This window comes from Rhizobium tropici CIAT 899 (assembly GCF_000330885.1).
In the GTDB taxonomy this organism is placed as follows: domain Bacteria; phylum Pseudomonadota; class Alphaproteobacteria; order Rhizobiales; family Rhizobiaceae; genus Rhizobium; species Rhizobium tropici.
This window is the reverse complement of sequence record NC_020062.1, coordinates 261,032-282,951: the sequence shown is the minus strand read 5'-3', so window position 1 is coordinate 282,951 and position 21,920 is coordinate 261,032. Positions and strand designations below refer to the sequence as shown.

Below are 21,920 nucleotides of genomic sequence, written 5' to 3'. Positions count from 1 at the left end.
CAGCATCGCTGCTGCAAGGCATGTCGAGGCAAAGAGTTCTTTCATGGCACGCCCTCCCGGTGCGCGGTGTTGAAGTTTTAAGCCTGTCAGCGCCATCGTGTACCCCGGGCGGGCGGCCGGTGGTTCCGGTATCCTCCTCAAAACCCGAAGCCACCGTTTCCTGCTAGCTCGGCAGATACTCAGCACTCCAGCACTCGCTGATCGTACCGGAGGCGATCAGCCGGTCGATCTCGGCTTCTGTGTAGTTCAGGGTTCGGAGAACGGCGCGGGTAGACGCTCCGTACTTCTCCGCCGGCGCGACAGCCGTGACCTTGCCGATAGCCGGACGGATGGCGAAGGGATCGAGCTGCGTGACCGTGTGTCCGCTCGGATGGTTCGGGAAGATGGAGAAGGAATAGCTGCCCCGGTCGATGCCCGGCGTGCCGTCGGCAATGTGGGCGCTGCGGCTGCGGATCGTTTCGATGTTCTCGCAGAGCGACACGCCGATATCGGCGCCCTGCAACCGCTGCTGCCAGATTTCTGCAGACGCGGTCATAAAAGCCTTCGCGAGATAAGCCTCGCGTTCGGATGCCGCCATCTCGACAATCTCCTTCAGATCCTCGATCTTGCCGAAGCGCGGCAGATCGCCTTCCGAAGCGCACAACAACAGATGGTCTCCGGAGGATGTTTCGTAGAGCCGCGACAGGCCATGGTAACCCTTTGTTTCACGTCCGGACGGTTCATCGAACGGGCCGCGCCCAGCATAGTCGTAGCAGAACGGAATCTGCGCGAGGCCGGTCAGCGCCGACAGCGACGTGCGCGGGCGGCCGATGATCCCGGTTCTGGATTTCTGGTAGAGAGCGGCGGCAATGCCTAGCGCCGCGCCGAAGCCGCACATGACATCGATTGTGCCGACATGAGCATGTTCCTCCGGCGTTTTCATTGAGCCACCGAAACGCAGCATGATCCCAGTCGCCGATTGCACGAGGTCGTCATAGCCGAGATAGTCGGTGCGCGGGCCGGTGCGCGGACCGCCGAAGCAATCGAGCTGGCAGAAGATTGCCTGAGGGTTGAGCCCCTTCAGACTTTCGGCATCGAGCCCCATCGCCTTGACTTGACGGTCGGTGGCATTCCAGACCACAACGTCGACGGAGCGCACCAGTTCCTCGAAGACAACGCGGCCATCGGGCGAACCGATGTTCAGCAGCACGGATTGCTTTCCGCGCATGTGCGACATGCCGAAGATCACGGTGTTCCAGCAGTCGTAGAGCGGTTTGGCCGGATCGATCTTGATGACCTCCGCGCCGAAACGGGCGAGATAGGCGACCGAATGCGGGCCGGCGATCACGTTGCACAGATCGAGCACCTTGACGCCATCCAGCCAGCCGCCGGGGGCGCCGGTCGTGGGCGCCGGCAAGGACGGGCGCTCCATGCGGGTGAGAAGCGCAAGCGCCTCCTTGGCCGTTCCCCAGCGCCTCGCGCTTGGCGTCAGCATGGCTTCGGCGCTCTCCTGCAGCCAGGTCATCGGCCCCGGCTGGATCATCTGGCCGAGGATCGGATCGTCCACCTCGATCATCAATCCGGCAGCCTTGGCGTGATCGTCGGCGATCCATTCCTTCAGCCAGCGCTGTGGCGCGCCCGGAAACAGACCCTCCCCGAAAACACGTTCCCACTCGGCCGCCGTCTTGGTCAGGAAAACCTCCTTCATACGGTTCGCTATCTTGTCGGCCCAGAATTTCGGGAGCGGATACACACCAAGCGACACGTCCGACGACCATTGTGAGACCGGCAGATAGGTGTCTTCCTCCTCATGCAATCCCTCGGCCACCAACTCGTCGTAGAGACCGAGGGCTTTCAGGCAGCGCTTCGCATGGTTCTTGTGGCTGGGGCAGACGACGTAGAACATCCGACCGTCGGCGCACATATAGCTGCGATAGAAGGGATCGAGGAACTCCTGAAGGTCGTCATAGGACATATCCATCGGGAGGCCTTCTTCGCGGCGCCGCTCGATCTCGCGCTCGCGCTGAGTCTGGTAGCGCAGCGGATAATCGTCGATCAGGATCGAGTTGTAGGAGAGGCCCTCCATGACGGCGCTTGCCAGCGGCACTTCGATATGATCGCCGTGCCCGGTGCGCTCGCGCGCCTGAAGCGCCAGAACTGCCGCGGACGCCGCCAGCATGGTGCCATAGGCGGACGAGAGCGGCAGCGGTGAGAAAGACGGATTGATGCCCATCAGAACGCGATTGAGGCCCATATCCGTGAAGACGCCGGAAGAGGCCGCGATCACCGCCTCGAAGGCCCGCCAATCGCGGCGAAGTTGGTCGTCGGAGGCGAAGCCGGGGATCGACAGGGTGATTAGTTCCGGCCGTGCCGTCCGCAGCGCCACAAAATCGATTCCAAGCCGGGCGAGCACGCCGGGGCGGAAATTCTCGACGACGATATCGGCTTCCGCCACCAGCGCTTTTGCCTCATCCAACCCCTCTTCCGTTTTGAGATCGAGGGTGATGATCAGCTTGTTGCGGTTGAGAATGGCATTGGCGGGATTATCCCAGAGCGGACCGCCGGGCGGATCGACATGCACGACGGTCGCGCCGAGATCGCCAAGGATCATGGCGACGGCCGGGCCGGCGATATATTGCCCGAAATCAACCACCCGAACGCCGAAAAGCGGAAGCGCGGAACGCGCGATCGATGTCATTGCTCTTGTCTCCCCAAGAATTTTCTATGCGCGCGCGTCGGCGACGATCCAGCCGGCCGCCTTTTCGGCGATCATCAGCGTCGGTGCGTTAGTGTTGCCGCTGGTGATCTTCGGCATGACGCCCGCGTCGACAACGCGCAGGCCCTCGATACCCCGCACCCTGAGACGGCTGTCCACAACCGCCATCGGATCGACGGCGCTGCCCATCTTCGTCGTCCCGACGGGATGGAAAATGGTATTGGCGATATCGCCAGCCAGCCGCGCCAGCTCCTCGTCACTCTGGAACTTCACGCCGGGCTTCCATTCCTGCGGCTGGTATTTCGCGAGCGCCGGCTGCGACACGATCCTGCGCACCTGCCGCAAGCTTTCTGCAGCGATCTTACGATCTTCTTCCGTGCTGAGATAGTTTGGCGCAATCGCCGGGGCGTCCGACGCCTTGTCGGAGCGAATGCGTATGCTGCCGACGCTGGTCGGATTGAGATTGCAGACGCTCGCGGTGAAGGCGGGTACGTTGTGCAACGGTTCGCCGAAGGCGTCGAGGCTGAGCGGCTGGACGTGATATTCCAGGTTGGCGTGGGCCTGGCTGTCGTCAGACCGGGTAAAGGCGCCAAGTTGCGACGGCGACATGCTCATGGGGCCGCTGCGTTTCAAAGCATATTCCAGTCCAATCGTCGCCTTGCCGAACAGGCTGTTGGCGAGCGTGTTCAGCGTCTTTGCATTATCAACCTTGAAGACCGCACGGATTTGAAGATGGTCCTGAAGATTTTCCCCGACGCCCGGCAGGTCATGGATAACCTCAATGCCATGGCGCTTTAGCAATCCGGCGGGGCCGATACCTGATAGTTGCAGGATTTGCGGCGAGCCGATCGCGCCGGCGGACAGGATAACCTCCCTGCGCGCCCGCACCTCTGCGCGCTGCCCCTGCCGCTGGAGTATGACGCCGGTGCAACGCTTGCGGCCGAAACCATCGTCTTCCAGGATCAGTCGTTCGACATGGGATCGTGTCCAGATCGTAAGGTTCGGGCGGTTCCGTACAGGGCGCAGGAAAGCCTTCGACGTGTTCCAGCGCCAGCCGGAGCGCTGGTTGACCTCGAAATAACCGACGCCCTCATTGTCGCCGCTGTTGAAATCGCCGGAGCGCGGAATGCCGGCCTCGATCGCGGCCTCGGCGAAGGATTCGAGAATGTCCCATTTGAGCCGCTGCTTCTCGATCCGCCATTCGCCACCATGGCCGTGCATGTCGGAAAACCGGCTGTTGCCACCAGTCTTCGGGTCCGCGCCGCCGTCCAAGCGGTAGTGGTCCTCGTGCGCCTTGAAATCAGGTAGGCAATTCTGCCAGGACCAGGCGTCATCGCCCGTCACCGTCGCCCAGCCGTCAAAGTCGCGCGCCTGGCCTCGCATATAGATCATGCCGTTAATGGAAGAGCAGCCGCCAAGCGTCTTGCCGCGCGGGTAGCGCAGCGACCGCCCGTTCAGGCCAGCATCGGGCTCGGTTTTGTACAGCCAGTCGGTGCGTGGATTGCCGATGCAGTAGAGATAACCGACAGGGATATGAATCCACGGATAATCATCTTTGCGACCGGCTTCCAGCAACAGGACCCGCATCGCCGGATCGCGACTGAGGCGATTGGCAAGCAGGCAGCCGGCAGAGCCCCCGCCGACAACGATGTAGTCAAAAGCTTCGCCCGACGGGCGAGAAGCGCTGCGCGTCATAGCAATGCCCACCTGTTGCAATTGCGAAACGCAAACTCATAAGCTTCAAAAGACATCGCTTCCTCCCCTGCATTTGTTTCAGGCTTAACGGATGATCGGCTTGAAAAGCCAATGACAAATAGTGCGAGGCATTATAAGTAAAATTAATATGTTGCAGTCGATCGACCTTAGGACATTAAGAGCATTCGTTGCAGTGGCGCGCGAGGGCAACGTCACGCGCGCCGCGGAGCAATTGAACATCACCCAGCCCGCGGTCACGCTTCAACTTAAACGCCTTGCCGCGGATACCGGGCTGTCACTGTTCCGGCGGACTTCCGCAGGCTTGAAGTTGACGCAGGAGGGCGCGCTATTGGCGGCCAAGGCGGAGCAGGTGCTTGCCACTCTGGTGGATTTTGGCCAGACAGCTGGACATCTGGCGACGCGCGTCCGAGGAAAACTACGGATCGGCACGATCATCGACCCTGAGTTCACGCGGCTAGGGGCGTTTCTAAAAGCACTGATCGAAAGCGGGCCAGGCATAGAAACCACACTACGTCACGGAATGAGCGGGGACGTGCCAGAAGGGCTGAGACGAAATGAACTCGATGCAGGTTTCTATCTCGGCGACGCGAGAGACTATGAGCCTTCGGCGGAGATTGCCGTAGCAGGCGCACCGCTTTTTCATATCCGCAAGCTAGCGCAATTGACCTATCGCGTCGTCGCTCCACCATCGCTCGCGAGTTTCGTGCGCGGCGCGGATTGGACACAGCTCTCATCTCTTCCTTGGATCGGCACACCGCAGGCCTCGGTTCATAATCGGTTGCTATCGCGCTTGTTTGCAGATCTCGGCGTCCGACAGAATATCATCGCCCAGGTGGATCAGGAGATGTCCATGGTTGCCATGGTGCGGACCGGGGTTGGATTAAGCCTTTGCCGAGAGTCGATTGCTCTTCATGAACAACAGGCACACGGACTCGTGATTGCAGACAATGTGAGTATTTCAACGACGTTAAGTTTCATCTGCATGGAGGCTCGCGTCGAAGATCCGATTATACAGGCCGCCTTGGATGCGATCGGGCGGGTCTGGGTCTAATCTTCGTGGATCCCGACAGGACCGATGTGCCGGCCGACGGCCTGCTTTATGATGTGCTCGCCGCGACGCGGGAGCGTATATTCCATACTCTGAGCAGTAATCACATCGCCAATGCTAGTGACGATGCGCCTTTTCAGACTTTCTAGCATCCACAATGCCGAACCGCCACGCTCGATTTCGTCGAGCGCTCCGAGAGCCCAAACGTCTCGGCGGAGACCCTTTGCCTAATAATAGGTCAGGTAATACGTCAGGCGAGCAGATGAGGGTGGATAGAGCAGCTTTTAGCCTTGTCGTATTGATAGATCGCATTGGGGGACAGCGATAATAACCAAACAACCGATAACTCAGTAAAGCGAGGGGAAAATGAACAAGACCATTATCGCATCGAGTGTATTGTTGACGCTGAAATCGCCTCTTTGTCGACCCACATACAAGCGTGCTCCTTCGGGACGATGACGCGGGCCTTCACCCGCGCCCGACTTTCTGCTTCCATCACATCACCTAGTGCGGCCCTCATCTTCCCGGCGCCTCAGCAGAGAACCGCCAATATCCTGCTTTGCCACGCCCCAGGGACACGATTGAGCTAGCACTCTTGACCGATATTCGGGTTCACTCGCGGTCATCCGGCGCACTTTCGTTCAGCAAGCGAGACGAGCGCTTCGTAGCGCGATCAACGGCTGGCTCGAGACTGTATTGAACTGCCGGCCGGTGCAATTCCGTGCAGTTGCCCAGAGTTTCGTCGAGCGGTTCGCGTAAGTGACTGAATAAACCAGGAAAAATGGCCGTTCGTACGCACTTGGATATCAGGGCGGCACGGAAAAACCCCGGAAGGAGAGCATCGAAATGACCCGATTCCCCCTGAAACTGATGAGCGCCTTTGCCATCGTCCTCACGGCTGGTGTCGCGAACGCCGCCAATATGGCGCCGCCGGCAAATCTGACACATGCCGGAAAGCTTACCTTTTGCGCCGAGTTCGGCAATCCTCCCCTTGGCTTCTATGACGAGCACCAGGTCCTGACCGGCTTCGAGATCGAACTGGGGACCGAAATTGCCAAGCGGATGGGGCTGAAAGTCGAATGGAAAGAAGTCGCCTTCAGCGCAATCATCCCGGCTTTGATGGCCAAACAGTGTGACGCGATACTGTCGCAACTTTTCGACAAGCCGGAACGCCGTGAAGTCGTCGATTTCATCAATTACATGTATTCCAGTCAGTCGCTGCTGGTCGCCAAGGGCAATCCCAAGAACATCAAAGGTCTTGACGGGATCTCCGGTCTGAAAGTGTCTGTTGGTAACGGCACGACAATTCAGAGCCTGCTGGACGCCCAGAACAAGCTTTTCAAGGAGGCTGGCAAACCCGAAGCAAACGTGGTCGTATTCCCCAAGGACTCCGATGCGCGGCAGGCCCTCCAGACCGCGCAGGTCGATGCCTATGGAACGACACTTGAGACGGCGGCCTTCTTCTTCCAAAAGGCTGGCCAGGTGTTCGATATCGCCGGCAAGCCATTCAACAAGATAAAAACCGGCATGGCGATCCGCAAGGGGGACGGCGAGATCGAAAACGCCATTCAAACAGCGTTCGATGCTATGCGGGCAGATGGGACCTACAGCAAGCTCCTTCAAGAATGGGAACTTGGAGGCGACGCGATCGAGTAGGACCTGATCCATGAATTTCGACCTGAGCATTTTCTGGGAATATCTGCTGAGGCCGAGCACCGTGTACCTGCACGGTCTCTGGCTGACCTTGAGCATCAGCGTGATCGCTCAAGCTTTGGGTACTATCCTGGGCCTATTCATCGCACTCTCCGGCATCTCCAAATATCGCTCGCTGAATTTACCTGCACGATTTTTCGTGTGGGCATTTCGCGGGACGCCATTGCTGGTGCAGATCGTCTTCGTTTATACCGGCATGGCGGCGGCGGGAATCTTCCGCTTTGAGGACCTCGATCTCGGTCTTTTTGTCCTTCCAGGCAATATTCAGGCTGGCGTTCTTGCCCTGACCCTGAACGAGGCGGCTTACATGGCTGAAATCATTCGCGCCGGGATTGGTTCCGTTGGCGTCGGCCAGACCGAAGCCTCGAAATCGTTGGGCATGACATACCCGCTCTATATGAGGCGGATTATCCTGCCGCAGGCAGCACGCGTGGTCATCCCGCCGCTTGGCAATGAATTCAATGCAATGCTGAAAAATACCACTCTTCTGAGTGTTATCGGCGTCCCCGAACTTCTGCTCGCTACCCAAATGGTCACAACGGTAACCTTCAGGGTCTTTGAGCTTTACTTGGTCGTAGCTTGCTACTTCCTGACGCTGACGACGCTTTGGGGCTTTGTGCAGGCCTACATTGAACGGCGATTCGGTGAACCGGCTGCCAGGGAAACGAACACGCAATCTTTCTCCGCCTATCGCAGGATTTTCGGATTTGGTGAGGCTAGAGAGCCGAGATGACGAATAAAGGTGCAACTAAATCGACGCCAATTGTCACCGTACGCGGTGTCGAAAAGCGCTACGGCAATCTTCAAGTCCTGAAAGGAATTGATCTCGACGTCTACAAGGGTGAAGTTATCGTTGTGGTGGGATCGTCGGGTTCCGGCAAGACCACGTTCATCCGCTGCATAAACCATCTGGAGAAAATCCAAGGTGGGCGCATCGAGGTCAACGGTCGCCTGATCGGCTACCGGGAGAGCAAGAGAGGATTGGTTGAAGACACGGAGAGCAACATTGCTCGCCAGCGCTGTGAAATCGGCATGGTCTTCCAGTTGTTCCATCTCTTTCCTCATCTGACGGCGCTTGAAAACATTATCGAGGCGCCGATCCATGTACGAAAAATCTCGCGCGACGATGCGATCGAGACGGCGCGAGTCCTGCTTGCGCGCGTCGGGCTCAAGGAGAAGGAAAACTCCTACCCTTCGCAACTGTCCGGCGGTCAGCAGCAACGGGTCGCCATTGCCCGCGCCTTGGCAATGCGCCCGTCCATCATGCTTTTTGACGAGCCGACGAGCGCGCTCGATCCGGAAATGATAGGCGAAGTGCTTGATGTCATGAAGGAACTCGCACGTGAAGGCATGACCATGATCGTCGTCAGCCACGAGATGGGATTTGCGAGGGAGGTCGCAAATCGCGTCATCATGATGCATGAGGGGCGCATCATCGAGGATGCGCCACCAGAGACGTTCTTCACAGCGCCCAAGCACGAGCGGACCGCAGCCTTTTTGTCACGCGTCATCGGCAAACGGGATCATTGAGGGCGACGCAGGCCGGCGGGACGGCGCTCGCGCTGAGTTGGCGCGGTCGCCGTAATGTTCGAAACAGGTGAGTCAAGTCCAGATCCATCAGGCAGCTTGTGCGTCCACCCGACGGGAGTTGACCTGAAACTGCCCGGGCCCGCTCAGGCCCGGCTAAAATCCCCCCAAGAGGAGATCACCATGCGTGACTTTCAACTGCCCGGGCGATCTGCCGCCATGGCGATGAACGGTATGGCCGCGACGCATAATCCGCACGCGACACGCGTTGCCATCGAGGTCTTGCGCAGCGGGGGAGCCGCCATCGATGCTGCTGTCGCCGCCGCAGCCGTACTCGCCGTTGTAGAGCCGCAACAAACGGGCATAGGTGGAGACTGCTTCGTTCTTTTTACTAACAACGCCACCGGCGAGGTGATCGGTTATAACGGTTCCGGTCGAACGCCACATGCCCTACCAACCAGCGGACTTGCCCCGGAAGGCGCGACCCAGATAGAGGATTCGAGTCCTCATTCCGTCACTGTTCCGGGCGCCATTGATGCGTGGACGCGGCTTGTGGCCGATCATGGCCGCAAGGAGATCGCCGAGCTTCTGGCACCCGCCATCAGCTTCGCGCGCAACGGATTTCCTGTCCATCCCAGGGTGGCCCGCGATTGGAGTGCGGAAGCGGCACGGCTGCGGCGCGATCCCAATGCAGTCAGGGTTTTCCTACCAAGAGGACGGCCCATGCGTGCTGGCGAGGTGTTTCGCAATCCGGGCCTAGCCGAAGCACTGAGCCTGATTGCCGCCAAGGGCCGGGATGGGTTCTACAAGGGACCGGTGGCTAAGGAGATCGTCGACTATCTGCGTAGCCTAGGCGGCTATCACACCGAGGAAGATTTCGCGATTGCCGAAGGCGAATATGTCACGCCCGTGTGCAGCACTTATCGTGGCATTGAAGTCTGCCAGATCCCGCCCAATAATCAGGGTATCACCGCGTTGTTGATGCTGAATATCCTGGAAGGTTACGGCCTTTCGGCATTGGAACCGCTCGGCGCGGAACGGCTGCATCTCGAGGTCGAGGCCGGCAGGCTGGCCTATCGCGATCGCGATGCTTTTGTCTGCGACACGCGTCACGCCGCCTTCCCGCTGGAAGAGATCCTGTCCAAGGACTATGCGGCACGACTGCGGGAGGAGATCAGCCCGCAGCGGATTGCAACCCACCTGCCGCCACCCTTGATGCGCAAATCCGACACGGTTTACCTGACTGTTGTCGACCGGGACCGCAACTGCGTAAGCTTCATCAATTCGGTCTACTCGGGGTTCGGTTCGACGCGAGTTACCCCGACGTATGGTATCACGCTGCAGAACCGCGGGATGGGATTTTCGCTCGACCCCAACCATCCCAATGCCGTCGGACCTGGCAAGCGGCCGCTCCACACCATAATGCCTGGTATGGCCCTCAAAGATGGCCGACCCTGGCTGGTCTACGGTGTGATGGGCGGCGACTACCAGCCCTTCGGCCACACGCACGTGCTCACGGGGGTGACTGATTTCGGGCTCGATCCGCAGGAGGCGATCGATCAGCCTCGGATCTTCCACAGCATGGATAAGACCGTCGTCGAGCACAGCGTTCCACAGAAAACGATCGAGCTGTTGCGAAAGATGGGTCACAGCATCGTCGAGGCGACGGAGCCACATGGCGGGGGACAGATGATTATGATTGATTGGGATGAAGGCGTTCTCATAGGCGGATCGGATGGCCGCATGGATGGCTGCGCCCTGGGTTACTAGCAGTTGGTCGCTGGTGGCCACCCGCTTGTGGTACGCGATATGGTCAGCCGCGATCAATGAGTCTGCTTTCTTGCCGGCCCCGTAATATCGGGCCGGGAAAATGGTCCGATGAATGGCGAATGTTTCGGCGCCTAGCCACTACGAGCAGACGGCTGAGTTTATCGAGGCCGGCCTGCAGAACAGCGATGCATCCGGCACGGCTTTGCCGGATTGATAGCGCAGGTTGAGATTCACTCCCCAACATTCAGCGCGGTGTCATGTGCGTAGAGACGAGCTATGCCTTACCTTCCCTCGTTGTGGCCACGTCGATGAAGGCTGCAATCCATTAGAATGCCGAGGCATGAGCCGCATCGGCCTTGTCCGTGTTGGGCTGCATGTCTCCATGTCGCATCATCATTCTATGACACCTTGGGCGCTAAGAATATTCCTTTCCAAGGCCCAAAAAATAGGCGCGACCACCAAATCGGGGCGGATAGAGACCGGTAGTCCGACAATGCTACAAGATCAAGTTGCTGATCACCTGTCTAGCGCAAGCAGTGGCCAAAAGGGGATCGCGTTGGAGCATGAGAATGAGTGATTTGGAACTCTGCTATTTGTCTGCCACCGACGCGCTCGCTGCGTTTCGGAAGGGAAGCTTGTCGCCGGTCGAGCTTCTGAACGCGCAATTGGCACGCATTGCTGAGGTTGGCTCCGACATCAACGCATTCTCATTCCTCTATGCGGACGAGGCAATCGCCGCCGCAAGAGAGGCTGAGCGGCGGTATCGCAGCGGTGGAACGTTGCGGCCACTAGAGGGCATTCCCGTAGCCATCAAGGATGAGAGCCTGATTGCGGGTAAGGTCACGACATTTGGTTCGTTGATCTTCAAAGAGGAAGTCGCGTCTGTAACATCGCCAGTGAACGAGCATCTGATCGATGCCGGGGCGGTTATCCTGGGCCGAACCACAACGCCTGAATTTTCATGCGCCGGCTTTACCCATTCGCGCCTATGGGGCGTTACACGAAATCCCTGGAACCGAGAATTCACCACCGGCGGCTCCTCCGGCGGTTCCGCAGCGGCCCTGGCAGCGGGTTTCACGACGCTCGCTTCCGGATCAGACATCGGCGGATCTATTCGCATTCCTGCGTCGGCTTGTGGACTGGTGGGCTATAAGCCACCATACGGACGAAACGCCGATCTCGCTCCGTTTGGCTTCGATTTTTACAACCATCCCGGTCCACTTGCTCGCAGCGTTGCCGACTGCATCCTGATGCAAAACGTCATGAGTGGGCCTCACCCCCTCGATGTCGCCTCCCTGCGGCCTAAAATCGAAATAGCGAACCAACCTGCAGACATGAAATCGAAGCGGATCGCCTACTCTATCGATCTCGGTTTCAAACAGGTGAGCGAGGATGTGCGCAAGAATACCCTGGATGCAATTGACCGTCTCAGGGACATGGGCGCCGAAGTGGTCGAGGTCGACCTTGGCTGGACGCTCAGCGCGGAAGTCGCTGCGCGAGACTATCTCGCCTCGATCTTTGGGACATGGGTCGCGCAATATCTTGACACGCATGGCGACGAGCTGAGTGGCTATACTCGCGCCTTCGCTCAAAGTGCCCGTGCCAAGGGAATGAAAGAGTACCTCAGATCTCTCGAGCTTGCCGGTGAGATGTATGGAACTTTTGGCCCGATGATGGAGAAATTTGACGCCTTCATTTGCCCAACCTTGGCGGTTCCGGCCGTCAGTGCGGATTTCGAGCCTTCGGACGGACTTCAGATCAACGGGCAGCACGTCGAGCCGATGCTCGGCTGGTTGATGACTCATCCCTTCAACACGCTCAGCCGTTGCCCGGTCGTCAGCGTGCCCTCAGGGTGCGCTCCAAGCGGAATCCCGACCGGAATTCAAATCGTTGGCAAGACCTATTGCGATCAGGACGTATTGAGCATCGCGCTTGCCTACGAAGTCGAAATCGGAACATGGTACGGAAGCGACGAGCGACGTCCGGTGTTGGGCTAATTGTATTTCCGATTGTGAGGACCGCGCGACTCAGGTGCGGCTGGCCAAAGCCATTCGTAGAGAACCCCGTCTCCGAGCCTTGTTTACTACACGGCCGAGCTGGTGCAGTATCGAATGGCTAAGCTTCTCATGCATAGGCTTGACTGAGTTTGTCGAAGTATAACCGGAGGTGCAGGGAACGTGTATGTTGAGACCACCTTCCATGACGCGGTGGAGCAAGAAACATCCTTGCCAGGCTGGCGGCAAGAGTACCGACAGGTATCCACAGGCGGCTATGACGGTCGAACGGCAGCCATTCTGCTCCCCGGTGTGGAGATTTTGCGCGAAACCATCAGTGTCGGAACGGAACAAGTGTTCTCCGCGCCCGAAGGAAGCGTGATCTTCTATTACTACCCGAAACTCGACGAAAGCGAGTTGGCCCGCGGCGAAAGAGCACTCGGCGTTTCGGGCTTCGCGCTAAATTGGACCAATCGCATCGGCTTCATGGATGCCGGTAGCGATTTGCTGATGCTAGTCCTCAGGCGCAGTGCCATATGCGATGAAGAGCGCAGTAGCAAAGCGCAGCTCGTCGAAGCTCCATTGGAACATGCGGCATTTCTCGCAGATTGGCTGTTGTCGCTCCTTGGAGCTGCGAGCCAGCAATCCTATCCTTACGCAAGGGAAGACGTCGATGAGCTGCTCGCGGACCTAATTACGGATCGTTTCGAGCTTCTTTTCCAGACAAGTATCTTTTGCGAAATACCGCAAATAGCTAAGGCCGAAAAAATCTATAAGAAAATCCGCGATAGGATTTTAGATGCGCCGGACAGGCCGCATACGGTAAGATCGCTATCGCGTGAACTCGGTGTATCGGCCTTCGAACTCAGGGCTTCCTGTCAGAGCTTCTCCCAGATACCCCTTGATAAAATTCTGACTTTGCTTCGACTTAATGGGGCGCGTCGCGACTTGCTGCAAGCCCGTTGCGCGCCGCGGAAGGTTTCGGACATCGCCATGGATTGGGGCTTCTTTCACTGGAGCCGCTTTGCCCTTCGCTATCGATCGCTTTTCGGCGAGACGCCGTCTGAAACGTTGAAGAGTTAGAGTTCTCCGGGCCATCAACGCCACCACTACGCTTACTCTGCTCTTCACCCCGCCTATCCTGTGAAACTGTCAAAGGGGGCGCTCACGTCCCCCAGCCTACTATTCCCTTGACCTCCATAAAATCGCGAATTCCCCAATGGCTATATTCGCGGCCATTCCCGGATTGTTTGTAACCACCGAACGGCGCATGTGTATCCCACGGTGCGTAGTTAACGTAAACTGCCCCGGCCCGCAATTTCCGCGCGACCGCTCTGGCCCGTTCCAGATTGCCGGCCTGTACGTAAGCGGCCAAACCATAGATCGAGTCGTTTGCGATCCGTACTGCGTCCGCCTCCGTGTCATAGGGCATGATGGAGAGGACAGGGCCAAAGATTTCCTCTCGGGCAATCGTCATCTCCGGCGTAACACCGCCAAAGATCGTAGGCTTTGCGTAATAGCCGACGTCCAGCCCTTCAGGCTTGCCCAGCCCGCCTGCAACCAGTATAGCGCCTTCTTCGATACCCACACCAATCAGCCCCTGAATCTTGTCGAATTGCTGCTGGCTAATCACCGGCCCCATGTCGGTATTTTCAGAAAGGGGATCGCCGACGCGAGTGGCGGCCGCGGCCCGTCTCGCGATCTCAAGCGCCTCGGCATGGCGCTCTGCGGGGACCAGTAGGCGTGTTGGCGCATCGCAGGATTGGCCAGAATTGCTGAAACACGCTTCGACGCCCTTGATGACCGCATCCTCGAGGTCAGCGTCAGCCAACACGATATTGGCCGACTTTCCGCCCAGTTCCTGAGCCACCCGCTTGACCGTCTCCGCAGCCGTCTTAGCCACAATAATGCCCGCGCGGGTCGATCCCGTGAAGGACACCATGTCGACCTTGGCATGACCGGCGAGATATTGTCCGACCACAGGGCCTGTACCGTTGATCAGGTTGAACACGCCCCTGGGTACTCCAGCTTTTTCAATCACTTCCGCGAAGATCATCGCGCTGAGAGGCGCCAATTCGGACGGCTTCAGCACGACCGTGCAGCCCGCCGCGAGAGCCGGCGCTACCTTGCAGACGATTTGGTTCAGGGGCCAATTCCATGGCGTGATGAGCGCGCAAACGCCAATCGGTTCCCAGGTGACCATCGAACTTCCGCTGTGCTCGTCGAAGCTGAACGCTTCCAGAGCCGCAATTGTTGACTCCAAATGGATCTGCCCCGCCCAGGCCTGTGCCTCGCGCGAAAATTTCAACGGCGCGCCGAGTTCCGTGCTGACGGCATGCGCGATATCTTCGTAGCGATCATTGTAGCATCGTAGAACATTGCGCAGGAGTTCCAGCCTTTCGCTCTTGCTCGTTTGCGAGAAAGCTGGGAAGGCCTCGAAGGCCGCCCGCACGGCCAAGTCGGCATCTTCGGTGGTGCCGATCGCGATCTGCATGAACGGATGCTCGGTTGCGGGATTGATCACGTCCATTCGGCCAGCGCCGCTCGCCATGAGCCACTGTCCGTCGATAAAGAATCTCAGTGCGTTGTCGTACTGCATGCTTGCTCCAGTAACATTGTGTGTTGTAGCCATCGCCTCAGCGGCGGATGGCATCCTCATAGCCAGAAAGAACCCCGACAACGTTTATGCCTATGTCTTCGACAGCATAACCGCCTTCCAAAACGAACAAGGTTTTCATCCCGAGAGCGGCCAGGTGGGCGCCAATAAGAGGAAAATGGCCGTGCGAAAGTCGGAAGCGACTGATTGGATCGCCCTCGAAGGTATCAACGCCAAGGGAGATGACGACTACGTCAGGACCAAACTGCCGGATGCTACCAAGCGCGAATTCAAGTGCCCTCTCCCATTGCGTCCAGTCGGTGCCGTCTGGAAGCGGTATGTTGAGGTTGAACCCTTCTCCGCTGCCGGAACCTCGTTCATCGGCATAGCCGGCAAAGAAAGGATAATCATTGCGGGGATCTGCGTGAAGGCTGACAACCTGAACGTCGCCGCGCGTGTAAAATATCTCTTGTGTGCCGTTTCCATGGTGATAGTCGATGTCGAGAATTGTCACTCGTGAAGCGCCAGCGTCCAGCAGGCGTTGCGCGGCGACAGCGGCATTGTTGACGAAACAATAGCCGCCATTGAAATCGGTCCCGGCATGGTGGCCGGGAGGACGGCAAAGGGCAAAACAAGCCTGTTCGCCCTCAATGATCAAATCTGCTGCAGTCAGGGCACTGTCATGCGAGGCTTTGACAGCCTCCCAAGTGCCTTCGACAAAGCCGGTACTGGCATCGATCGAATAGAGTCCAAGCAAAGCATCGATAGAGTCGGGAGCAATATCCTTATACCTGCCTCTCGCAGCCCAAGCGTAAGGAAGAGCGGTGCCCGTGCGCCCGGCTTCCCCCCAAAGCCGCCACGCTGATGCTATAAAATCAATATAAGCAGTTGAGTGAATTCGTTTCGCGATGTCCAAGGACTGCGGCCGTGGGTCAAGAACGGGCCCGAGACGCACCTCTTCGATCCGGCTTGTTATGAACGTTGCACGGGATATATTCTCATAGCCTTCAACAACAGCGCCATTGTAAAATTCGAATTGACCCTGGTGTTTCAGTTGTTTCAGTGAGAAAATCGTTTTCATCGAACATTATCCACGTAGCATATCCCGGATCGGGTGTGTGAAATTAAGAATTCAGTTGATTTTCGTTCGCTGATTGACGGCATAAATACAGATCACCAGCGCCAACGAGATCGCGAAGAACACCGCCGCTATCGCATTCACCTCCGGGGTAATTGTGCGACGCACCTGGCCAAGCATGTAGGTTGGCAGTGTATCCTGGCCGGCCGTCTTTACGAATTCGGTGATCACAACGTCATCCAGCGAAGTGACAAAGGCGAGGATAAAGCCCGCGAGTATGCCCGGGAAAAGCAGAGGCATCGTAATGAAGCGAAACGCGTTCCAGGGCGATGCGTAGAGGTCGCCTGCAGCGCGTTCCAGACTGATATCCATCGTTTGGAGGCGGCCTCGGATCGGAAGATACGCGAACGGCACGCAGAAGGCCGTGTGCGCTACGATCAGATACGCGAGACCAGTATAGCCGGTCCAGCCTCGAAATGTCGCGCTTACAACCAAGAGCGCCACGGCGGTTACAATCTCCGGTACCATCAACGGGACCGAAATTATTCCGTAGGTGAACGTCCACCCTCGAAACTTTGGTCCCCGCGTCATCGCCAACGCAGCAAACGTGCTCACCGCTGTTGCCAGGATGGCTGATATGACAGCAAGTTTCAGTGACAGAATGGAAGCCGCGATGACTTGTTGATTGTTTGCGGCGCTCTGAAACCACCTGAGCGAGAAGCCTCCCCATTTTGCGGCACTGGTCCCGGCGTTGAAGGCAAAGATGAGGGCCACAGCCAATGGTGTGTATAGAAAAATGAACGTAGTCACGGCCACGGCACTGAAGCCGCGCTGATGGGTTACGAGGAAATTCTTAGCCATGTTCGTGTCCGTGGGTGTCGCCATGCCGGATATAGACGAGCAGTGCCACCATCACGATGCCCATAAGGGTCAACGAAAGAGCGGAACCAAACGGCCAATCCCGACCTTGGCCGAACTGCAATTCGATGTAGTTGCCGATCATGAGTTTTCTGCCTCCACCCAGCAGGATCGGAGTGACATAGGTACCAATTGCAGGGATGAATACGAGAATGGAGCCAGCAACAATGCCCGGTCGAGCGAGCGGTACGATGACCTCCAAAAGCACTTTAAATGGATGAGCATAAAGGTCGGATGCCGCCTCGAGCAGGTTTCGATCCAACCGTTCCAGACTTGCGTAGACAGGCAGGATCATCAGAGGAAGATAGACATAGATTAGGCCGATGCAGATCGCAAAGTTCGTGAACAGCATCTGGAGCGGTTCAGCTATCAGTCCTGCCTTGAGTAGGACGGTATTGATGATCCCTTCGTTCCGGATGAGATCCTGAATGGCAAACGTGCGGATCAGGAGATTTGTCCAGAAGGGAACGGTGACAAGTAGAAGCCAGACTTCCCGGTTAAGTGTACTGCGAGTCGCGATGAAATAAGCTGTAGGAAATCCTACAAGCAGACACACGAAAGTAGTCACCAACGATAGAAGAAGTGAGCGAGACAGGATCTCGAGGTTCGTCCCAGATAACGTCAGTGCATCATCGAATAGATCTCGATCAAAGAGCACGCGCGTCCAGGCATCGAAGGATGGTGCAAAATTCACGCCGCCGGTCGGACCCGGAGTCAGGAATGAATAAATCACGATAACCAGAAGCGGTGCAATCGCACCGACAATGACGACCAGCATGGCAGGACTAATCAGGAGCCAGCGCGTTCGGCTATCTGTTTTCGACCGTACCGATTCAAGACTAGCCATCTCTACGTCTCCTCAACCGGGCAAAACCTGGGCCGTGTTCGGCGTGAACCTCACGGAAACGTCATCCCCGATGGCAATGGATGGATTTTCGTCTGGCGTGTTATACTTGCGGACCAACAGAAGGCCAGAGCCGTTGCTCAGTTCGACGGTGTACTGCGTTTCCGGACCGCAGAAACTTACCATCTTCACCGACCCGGTAAGTTGGCTGGCCGGCTCATGTGACAACGGAAAAATTCGCAGATGCTCGGGCCGGACGACGATGTGCACCAGCGCGCCAGGGGCAACGGTATCCTTTGTAGGAATGGCGACTGCGCCGATCCCTTGAAGATCAATCATCGTCCCACGAGCGTCCGGATTGAGACCCCGTCCCTGAAGGAAGTTCGTTTCACCGACAAAATTCGCAACGAAACGATTTGCAGGCCTATTATAGACTTCGTGCGGGGATCCGATCTGCATTATTTCACCTGAGGACAGCACCGCGACACGATCGGACATCGTTAGAGCTTCCTCTTGATCATGCGTCACGAAAATGAAGGTGATGCCCGTCGCGGCCTGAAGCGACTTGAGCTCCATCTGCATTTCCTTGCGAAGTTTGTAATCCAGCGCCGAGAGCGACTCGTCGAGAAGCAAAACCTTCGGCTCTGATGCGAGCGCGCGCGCCAGCGCGACCCGCTGCTGCTGACCGCCCGATATTTGTCCCGTCCGCCGACCGGACAGATTTTCCAGTCGCACCAGTTTCAACATTTCATCTACGCGGGCAGCGATTTCATCGCGGGGCCGTTTGAGCATTCGCAGGCCGAAGCCGATGTTCTCCGCAACCGTCATGTGTGGGAAAAGCGCGTAGTTCTGGAAGACGGTGTTGATGGGACGTCGGAACGGCGGTACTTCCGCGATGTCCTGGCCATCAAGGAGAATGGTGCCGGTTGTCGGGTATTCAAATCCGCCTATCAGCCGCAGCAGAGTGGTCTTTCCGCAACCCGACGGGCCAAGCAATGTGAAAAACTCATTTTTGAAGATGTCAAGCGTGGTACTTTTGACCGCGGTGACGGTGCCATTCCCAGAACCGTAGGTCTTGGTTAACTTTTTCAATCGAATAGCTACGTCCGGTGTAATCTCACCTGTCATATTGTCCTCAACATAAATCGCGCGGCGAGGGCCGATGTAGCAGGTGGAACACGCGCGCTGACGTCGAACCGAATGAAGGAAATCGTTAGCGCGCCGTCGTTCCCGCTGAATTACTTCTGGACGTCCTGCCAGATGCGGCTGTAAAGCTGCGTGATCTTGGGATCGCAAAGTGTCAAAAGCTCACCCTTTGATTCCATGTCTGGTGGAATGACGAGTTCCGGCGCACCCTTCATCTCGTCCGAGTAGTATTTCTCAGCGCCGATGATTGCCGCTCCATATTTGGCATAGACCGAATTCAATGCTGCGTTCTCGGGCGCCATGATAAAATTTTGAAAAAGCTTGGCGTTTTCCAGATTTGGAGCGTCCTTCAGAACCACCACATTGTCTGAGCCATAGGTGAAGCCTTCTCTCGGAAGGCCATAAGCAATACTGTGGTTTTCGGTACGCCGCTTCAGCGCGGAACCACTCCAGTCGAGAGAGGCCGAGACATCCCCGGTGGCCATTCTTTGTATGCCGGCATAATCGATTGACAGCCAGCTCTTCTTGGCTTCGATGAGGCGGTCACGAACCTTGGTGAGCAAAGCCTTGTCGCCTGTGCACCATGTCCCGCCTTCGAACTTGATCGCAGCGAACATGATGTCGTTCATCTCGGGAACGATATTGATCTTCCCTTTCAATTCGCCTGGCGGATCCAGAATCACCTTCCAGGTATTTATGTCGCCTTTGAAGACGGAGGTATTGACGCTTATGCCGCTCGTATACCAGAGCCACGGCACGGAATATTTTCGGCCGGGGTCGAACGCCGGGTCCCGCCACCTCTCTTCGAGGTTCTTGGCATTTTCCATCCGCCCCGGATTTGTTTCAGCTAGCAACCCTTCCTGAATATAGGTCGGGATGAAGCTTTGCGACGGAACGACGATATCGAATCCGGAGGCGCCCTGGCGCACTTTTGCAAGTGCCGTATCGTTGGAATCGAAGTCCGTCAACGTCACATGGACGTTGTATGTCTTTGAGAATTTTTCAATCAGTTCGGGGCTAGTGTATTCGCCCCAGTTATAGATGTTGAGATTGCCTTCCGCCAGGGCGGCGGTGGCGCTCAGGCCAAGAATGAATGCGGCGGATGTGACGGTGAATCTCATTTTCCCCTCGCTAGTTTTCCGGCGCTATAATCCGGGATTCCGCCATTTCGAAAGCTGCAGAGTTTCCGAGAATGCTCTGTTGCGGCTTCAAGATTGTGCAGGCTGCTTGCCTCTCGTCTAGCCATCCCCTCTGCTTAAAAGGGAGGCAGTTAACGGGTCATGCCGGCCGCCAAAGCCCCTCGCCGATCAGGTCTCGTGCCGTGGCTTCAATCCCTTTGCGAAGCGCATCGGTCATCATGTCGATTTGCGAGCGGCTAATGGTGAGCGGCGGCGACATGACGCACATGTTGATGAGGGGCCGGACGAGAAGCCCATTCTCCTGGCAATGAAAGTCGATCCGCTTACCGACAGTCAAATCGAGATCGAGAGGATTCTCGGCTTTGGCATCGGCAACACATTCGATGCCCGCCATAAGGCCGGCGCCACGGACCTCGCCCACGAGCGGAAGTTCCTCCAGCGTTCGCAACTGCTCCTGAAAATAGGGGCCGATTTCACGCGCATGCTCGAGGAGGCCGTCTTCCAGCAGTTCGATATTGCGGATTGCGACCGCGCAGCCGATGGGGTGGCTGGAATAGGTCAGACCATGCACGAAATTGGCGTTAGGATGGTTTGAGCGGCGAAGTTCGGTGAACAAACGCTCCGACACCATGACGCCACCCAGGGGAAAATATCCTGAGGTGACACCCTTTGCGAAGGTTATCATATCCGGCCGGATCCCGAACGCATCCTCCGACGCAAAAATATGGCCGAGCCGTCCGAACGCTGTTACAACCTCGTCCGCGATAAAGAGGATGTCATTCTCTGCGCAGAGTGCACGCATACGGCTGAGATAGTTCGGCGGCGACATCAAGACTCCACCGCTTGCCTGAATCGGTTCGGCAACAAAGGCCGCGATCCGGTCAGCACCTTCATGCTCGATGAGCGAGCGAAATTCATCGACGAGGAAATCTTCAAAGGCCTCCACTGACAGGTTGGCAGGCCGATGGAAAGGGTTAGGGCAGGTCAGTTTTCTCACGAGATCGCTTGCGCCATCCATCCAGTCGTGATCCCGGGGGCGACCGTTCAGCGATGCGGTTAGGTAGGTCGACCCATGGTAGCTTCCTTGGCGGGACACCAGTAACTTCTTTTGCGGCAGACCACGTACATTGTTGTAGAACTGCACGAGCCGTATCGCAGTTTCGACCGCGGACGAACCGCCTGTTGTAAGAAACACATGATTGAGATCGCCCGGCGCCCGCGCCGCAAGCATCTGCGCAAGCTTCTCCGCTGGCGCATTACTCGTATACCATGGCGTGGAGTATGTCAGCGACATCGCCTGTTCGTGCATTGCGTCCGCCAGGGCCTGGTTGCGATGCCCAACGTTGATGCACCACATGCCCGCGGGTCCGTCGATCAATTTTCTGCCGCTCTGGTCAAAGACGAAGATATCTTCAGAAGACTTGATGAGCTCGCGAGCTTCGGCACCGATACTCCCCGCTGTCGGGGCGGCCTGAATCAGATGAAAACGCTCGTTACGGGGAGCATCGGTCTCCGGTTGCGAAAGTGCTGGTTCAACCATAGCAATTCTCCACGTCCTTAATGCCAAGATATGTCACAATCGAGCATTAAACACGGTGCCGCTCTAGCCACCGCGCACGGCGAGGTTGCCTAAATAATGAACATTATCCTTATGGTTCACGCAAAAACGTTTTACCGAAGGCCCGAACTTTTTGCGAATGCTGTGAGACGGAAGGCGGCGCGATCGGCAACAACGT

16 protein-coding genes are annotated in these 21,920 nt (G+C 57.3%); 7 read left to right on the top strand and 9 right to left on the bottom strand.

The features are described 5' to 3' along the window. Positions 1-163: 163 nt before the first annotated feature. The gene (locus RTCIAT899_RS23465) at positions 164-2,677 is read right to left on the bottom strand and encodes a CoA transferase (protein WP_015342288.1); all 2,514 of its coding nucleotides are present in this window, start codon (positions 2,675-2,677) and stop codon (positions 164-166) included. Between the two features lie 24 nt (positions 2,678-2,701). Beyond that, on the bottom strand, positions 2,702-4,390 hold the full coding sequence (locus tag RTCIAT899_RS23460) for a GMC family oxidoreductase (protein WP_015342287.1): 1,689 nt from the start codon (positions 4,388-4,390) through the stop codon (positions 2,702-2,704). Positions 4,391-4,538: 148 nt separating this feature from the next. Between RTCIAT899_RS23460 and RTCIAT899_RS23455 the strand changes: the two genes are divergently transcribed. From RTCIAT899_RS23455 to RTCIAT899_RS23425, 7 genes are all read left to right on the top strand, one after another. Continuing rightward, positions 4,539-5,462: a LysR family transcriptional regulator gene (locus RTCIAT899_RS23455; protein WP_015342286.1), complete on the top strand. Its 924-nt coding sequence runs from the start codon at positions 4,539-4,541 to the stop codon at positions 5,460-5,462. 843 nt (positions 5,463-6,305) lie between these two features. Further along, on the top strand, positions 6,306-7,115 hold the full coding sequence (locus RTCIAT899_RS23450) for an ABC transporter substrate-binding protein (RefSeq protein ID WP_015342285.1): 810 nt from the start codon (positions 6,306-6,308) through the stop codon (positions 7,113-7,115). A 10-nt stretch (positions 7,116-7,125) separates the two neighbouring features. Further along, entirely contained in the window at positions 7,126-7,905 is a 780-nt protein-coding gene (locus RTCIAT899_RS23445; RefSeq protein ID WP_015342284.1) for an amino acid ABC transporter permease, read from the top strand. Continuing rightward, on the top strand, positions 7,902-8,702 hold the full coding sequence (locus RTCIAT899_RS23440) for an amino acid ABC transporter ATP-binding protein (protein WP_015342283.1): 801 nt from the start codon (positions 7,902-7,904) through the stop codon (positions 8,700-8,702). Before RTCIAT899_RS23445 ends, RTCIAT899_RS23440 begins: the two co-directional genes overlap by 4 nt. Positions 8,703-8,882: 180 nt before the next feature. After that, entirely contained in the window at positions 8,883-10,469 is a 1,587-nt protein-coding gene (gene ggt, locus RTCIAT899_RS23435; protein WP_015342282.1) for a gamma-glutamyltransferase, read from the top strand. A 569-nt stretch (positions 10,470-11,038) separates the two neighbouring features. Next, the gene (locus RTCIAT899_RS23430; protein WP_015342281.1) at positions 11,039-12,466 is read left to right on the top strand and encodes an amidase; all 1,428 of its coding nucleotides are present in this window, start codon (positions 11,039-11,041) and stop codon (positions 12,464-12,466) included. Positions 12,467-12,646: 180 nt separating this feature from the next. Continuing rightward, positions 12,647-13,546 (top strand): helix-turn-helix domain-containing protein, encoded by a 900-nt coding sequence (locus tag RTCIAT899_RS23425; protein WP_015342280.1) that lies wholly within the window; start codon positions 12,647-12,649, stop codon positions 13,544-13,546. An 82-nt stretch (positions 13,547-13,628) separates the two neighbouring features. Here RTCIAT899_RS23425 and RTCIAT899_RS23420 read toward each other — a convergent pair whose 3' ends face one another. The 7 genes from RTCIAT899_RS23420 to RTCIAT899_RS23390 all read right to left on the bottom strand — a co-directional run bounded on the left by RTCIAT899_RS23420 (position 13,629) and on the right by RTCIAT899_RS23390 (position 21,724). Next, on the bottom strand, positions 13,629-15,062 hold the full coding sequence (locus tag RTCIAT899_RS23420) for an aldehyde dehydrogenase family protein (protein ID WP_015342279.1): 1,434 nt from the start codon (positions 15,060-15,062) through the stop codon (positions 13,629-13,631). A 37-nt stretch (positions 15,063-15,099) separates the two neighbouring features. Next, positions 15,100-16,140, bottom strand: coding sequence for a histone deacetylase family protein (locus tag RTCIAT899_RS23415; RefSeq protein ID WP_015342278.1), 1,041 nt, complete (start codon positions 16,138-16,140; stop codon positions 15,100-15,102). 51 nt (positions 16,141-16,191) lie between these two features. Continuing rightward, the gene (locus tag RTCIAT899_RS23410) at positions 16,192-16,998 is read right to left on the bottom strand and encodes an ABC transporter permease (protein WP_041678125.1); all 807 of its coding nucleotides are present in this window, start codon (positions 16,996-16,998) and stop codon (positions 16,192-16,194) included. Then, positions 16,991-17,902 carry an ABC transporter permease gene (locus RTCIAT899_RS23405; protein WP_015342276.1) on the bottom strand — a complete coding sequence of 304 codons (912 nt, stop codon included), beginning with the start codon at positions 17,900-17,902 and terminating at the stop codon, positions 16,991-16,993. Before RTCIAT899_RS23405 ends, RTCIAT899_RS23410 begins: the two co-directional genes overlap by 8 nt. A gap of 12 nt (positions 17,903-17,914) precedes the next feature. Beyond that, a complete protein-coding gene (locus RTCIAT899_RS23400; RefSeq protein WP_015342275.1) occupies positions 17,915-19,027 on the bottom strand; it encodes an ABC transporter ATP-binding protein in 1,113 nt (370 codons plus the stop codon). A gap of 110 nt (positions 19,028-19,137) precedes the next feature. Continuing rightward, the gene (locus RTCIAT899_RS23395; protein WP_015342274.1) at positions 19,138-20,166 is read right to left on the bottom strand and encodes an ABC transporter substrate-binding protein; all 1,029 of its coding nucleotides are present in this window, start codon (positions 20,164-20,166) and stop codon (positions 19,138-19,140) included. Between the two features lie 157 nt (positions 20,167-20,323). Beyond that, the gene (locus RTCIAT899_RS23390; RefSeq protein WP_015342273.1) at positions 20,324-21,724 is read right to left on the bottom strand and encodes an aminotransferase; all 1,401 of its coding nucleotides are present in this window, start codon (positions 21,722-21,724) and stop codon (positions 20,324-20,326) included. Between the last annotated feature and the right edge of the window lie 196 nt (positions 21,725-21,920).

Excerpts from the sequence above, each read along its gene's own strand:
- RTCIAT899_RS23450 (WP_015342285.1), top strand. The coding sequence starts at position 6,306 with ATGACCCGATTCCCCCTGAAACTGATGAGCGCCTTTGCCATCGTCCTC.
- RTCIAT899_RS23460 (WP_015342287.1), bottom strand. The coding sequence starts at position 4,390 with ATGACGCGCAGCGCTTCTCGCCCGTCGGGCGAAGCTTTTGACTACATC.
- RTCIAT899_RS23390 (WP_015342273.1), bottom strand. The coding sequence starts at position 21,724 with ATGGTTGAACCAGCACTTTCGCAACCGGAGACCGATGCTCCCCGTAAC.
- RTCIAT899_RS23465 (WP_015342288.1), bottom strand. The coding sequence starts at position 2,677 with ATGACATCGATCGCGCGTTCCGCGCTTCCGCTTTTCGGCGTTCGGGTG.
- RTCIAT899_RS23410 (WP_041678125.1), bottom strand. The coding sequence starts at position 16,998 with ATGGCTAAGAATTTCCTCGTAACCCATCAGCGCGGCTTCAGTGCCGTG.
- RTCIAT899_RS23415 (WP_015342278.1), bottom strand. The coding sequence starts at position 16,140 with ATGAAAACGATTTTCTCACTGAAACAACTGAAACACCAGGGTCAATTC.
- RTCIAT899_RS23445 (WP_015342284.1), top strand. The coding sequence starts at position 7,126 with ATGAATTTCGACCTGAGCATTTTCTGGGAATATCTGCTGAGGCCGAGC.
- RTCIAT899_RS23405 (WP_015342276.1), bottom strand. The coding sequence starts at position 17,902 with ATGGCTAGTCTTGAATCGGTACGGTCGAAAACAGATAGCCGAACGCGC.
- RTCIAT899_RS23430 (WP_015342281.1), top strand. The coding sequence starts at position 11,039 with ATGAGTGATTTGGAACTCTGCTATTTGTCTGCCACCGACGCGCTCGCT.
- RTCIAT899_RS23395 (WP_015342274.1), bottom strand. The coding sequence starts at position 20,166 with ATGAGATTCACCGTCACATCCGCCGCATTCATTCTTGGCCTGAGCGCC.
- RTCIAT899_RS23455 (WP_015342286.1), top strand. The coding sequence starts at position 4,539 with ATGTTGCAGTCGATCGACCTTAGGACATTAAGAGCATTCGTTGCAGTG.
- ggt (WP_015342282.1), top strand. The coding sequence starts at position 8,883 with ATGCGTGACTTTCAACTGCCCGGGCGATCTGCCGCCATGGCGATGAAC.
- RTCIAT899_RS23420 (WP_015342279.1), bottom strand. The coding sequence starts at position 15,062 with ATGCAGTACGACAACGCACTGAGATTCTTTATCGACGGACAGTGGCTC.
- RTCIAT899_RS23400 (WP_015342275.1), bottom strand. The coding sequence starts at position 19,027 with ATGACAGGTGAGATTACACCGGACGTAGCTATTCGATTGAAAAAGTTA.
- RTCIAT899_RS23440 (WP_015342283.1), top strand. The coding sequence starts at position 7,902 with ATGACGAATAAAGGTGCAACTAAATCGACGCCAATTGTCACCGTACGC.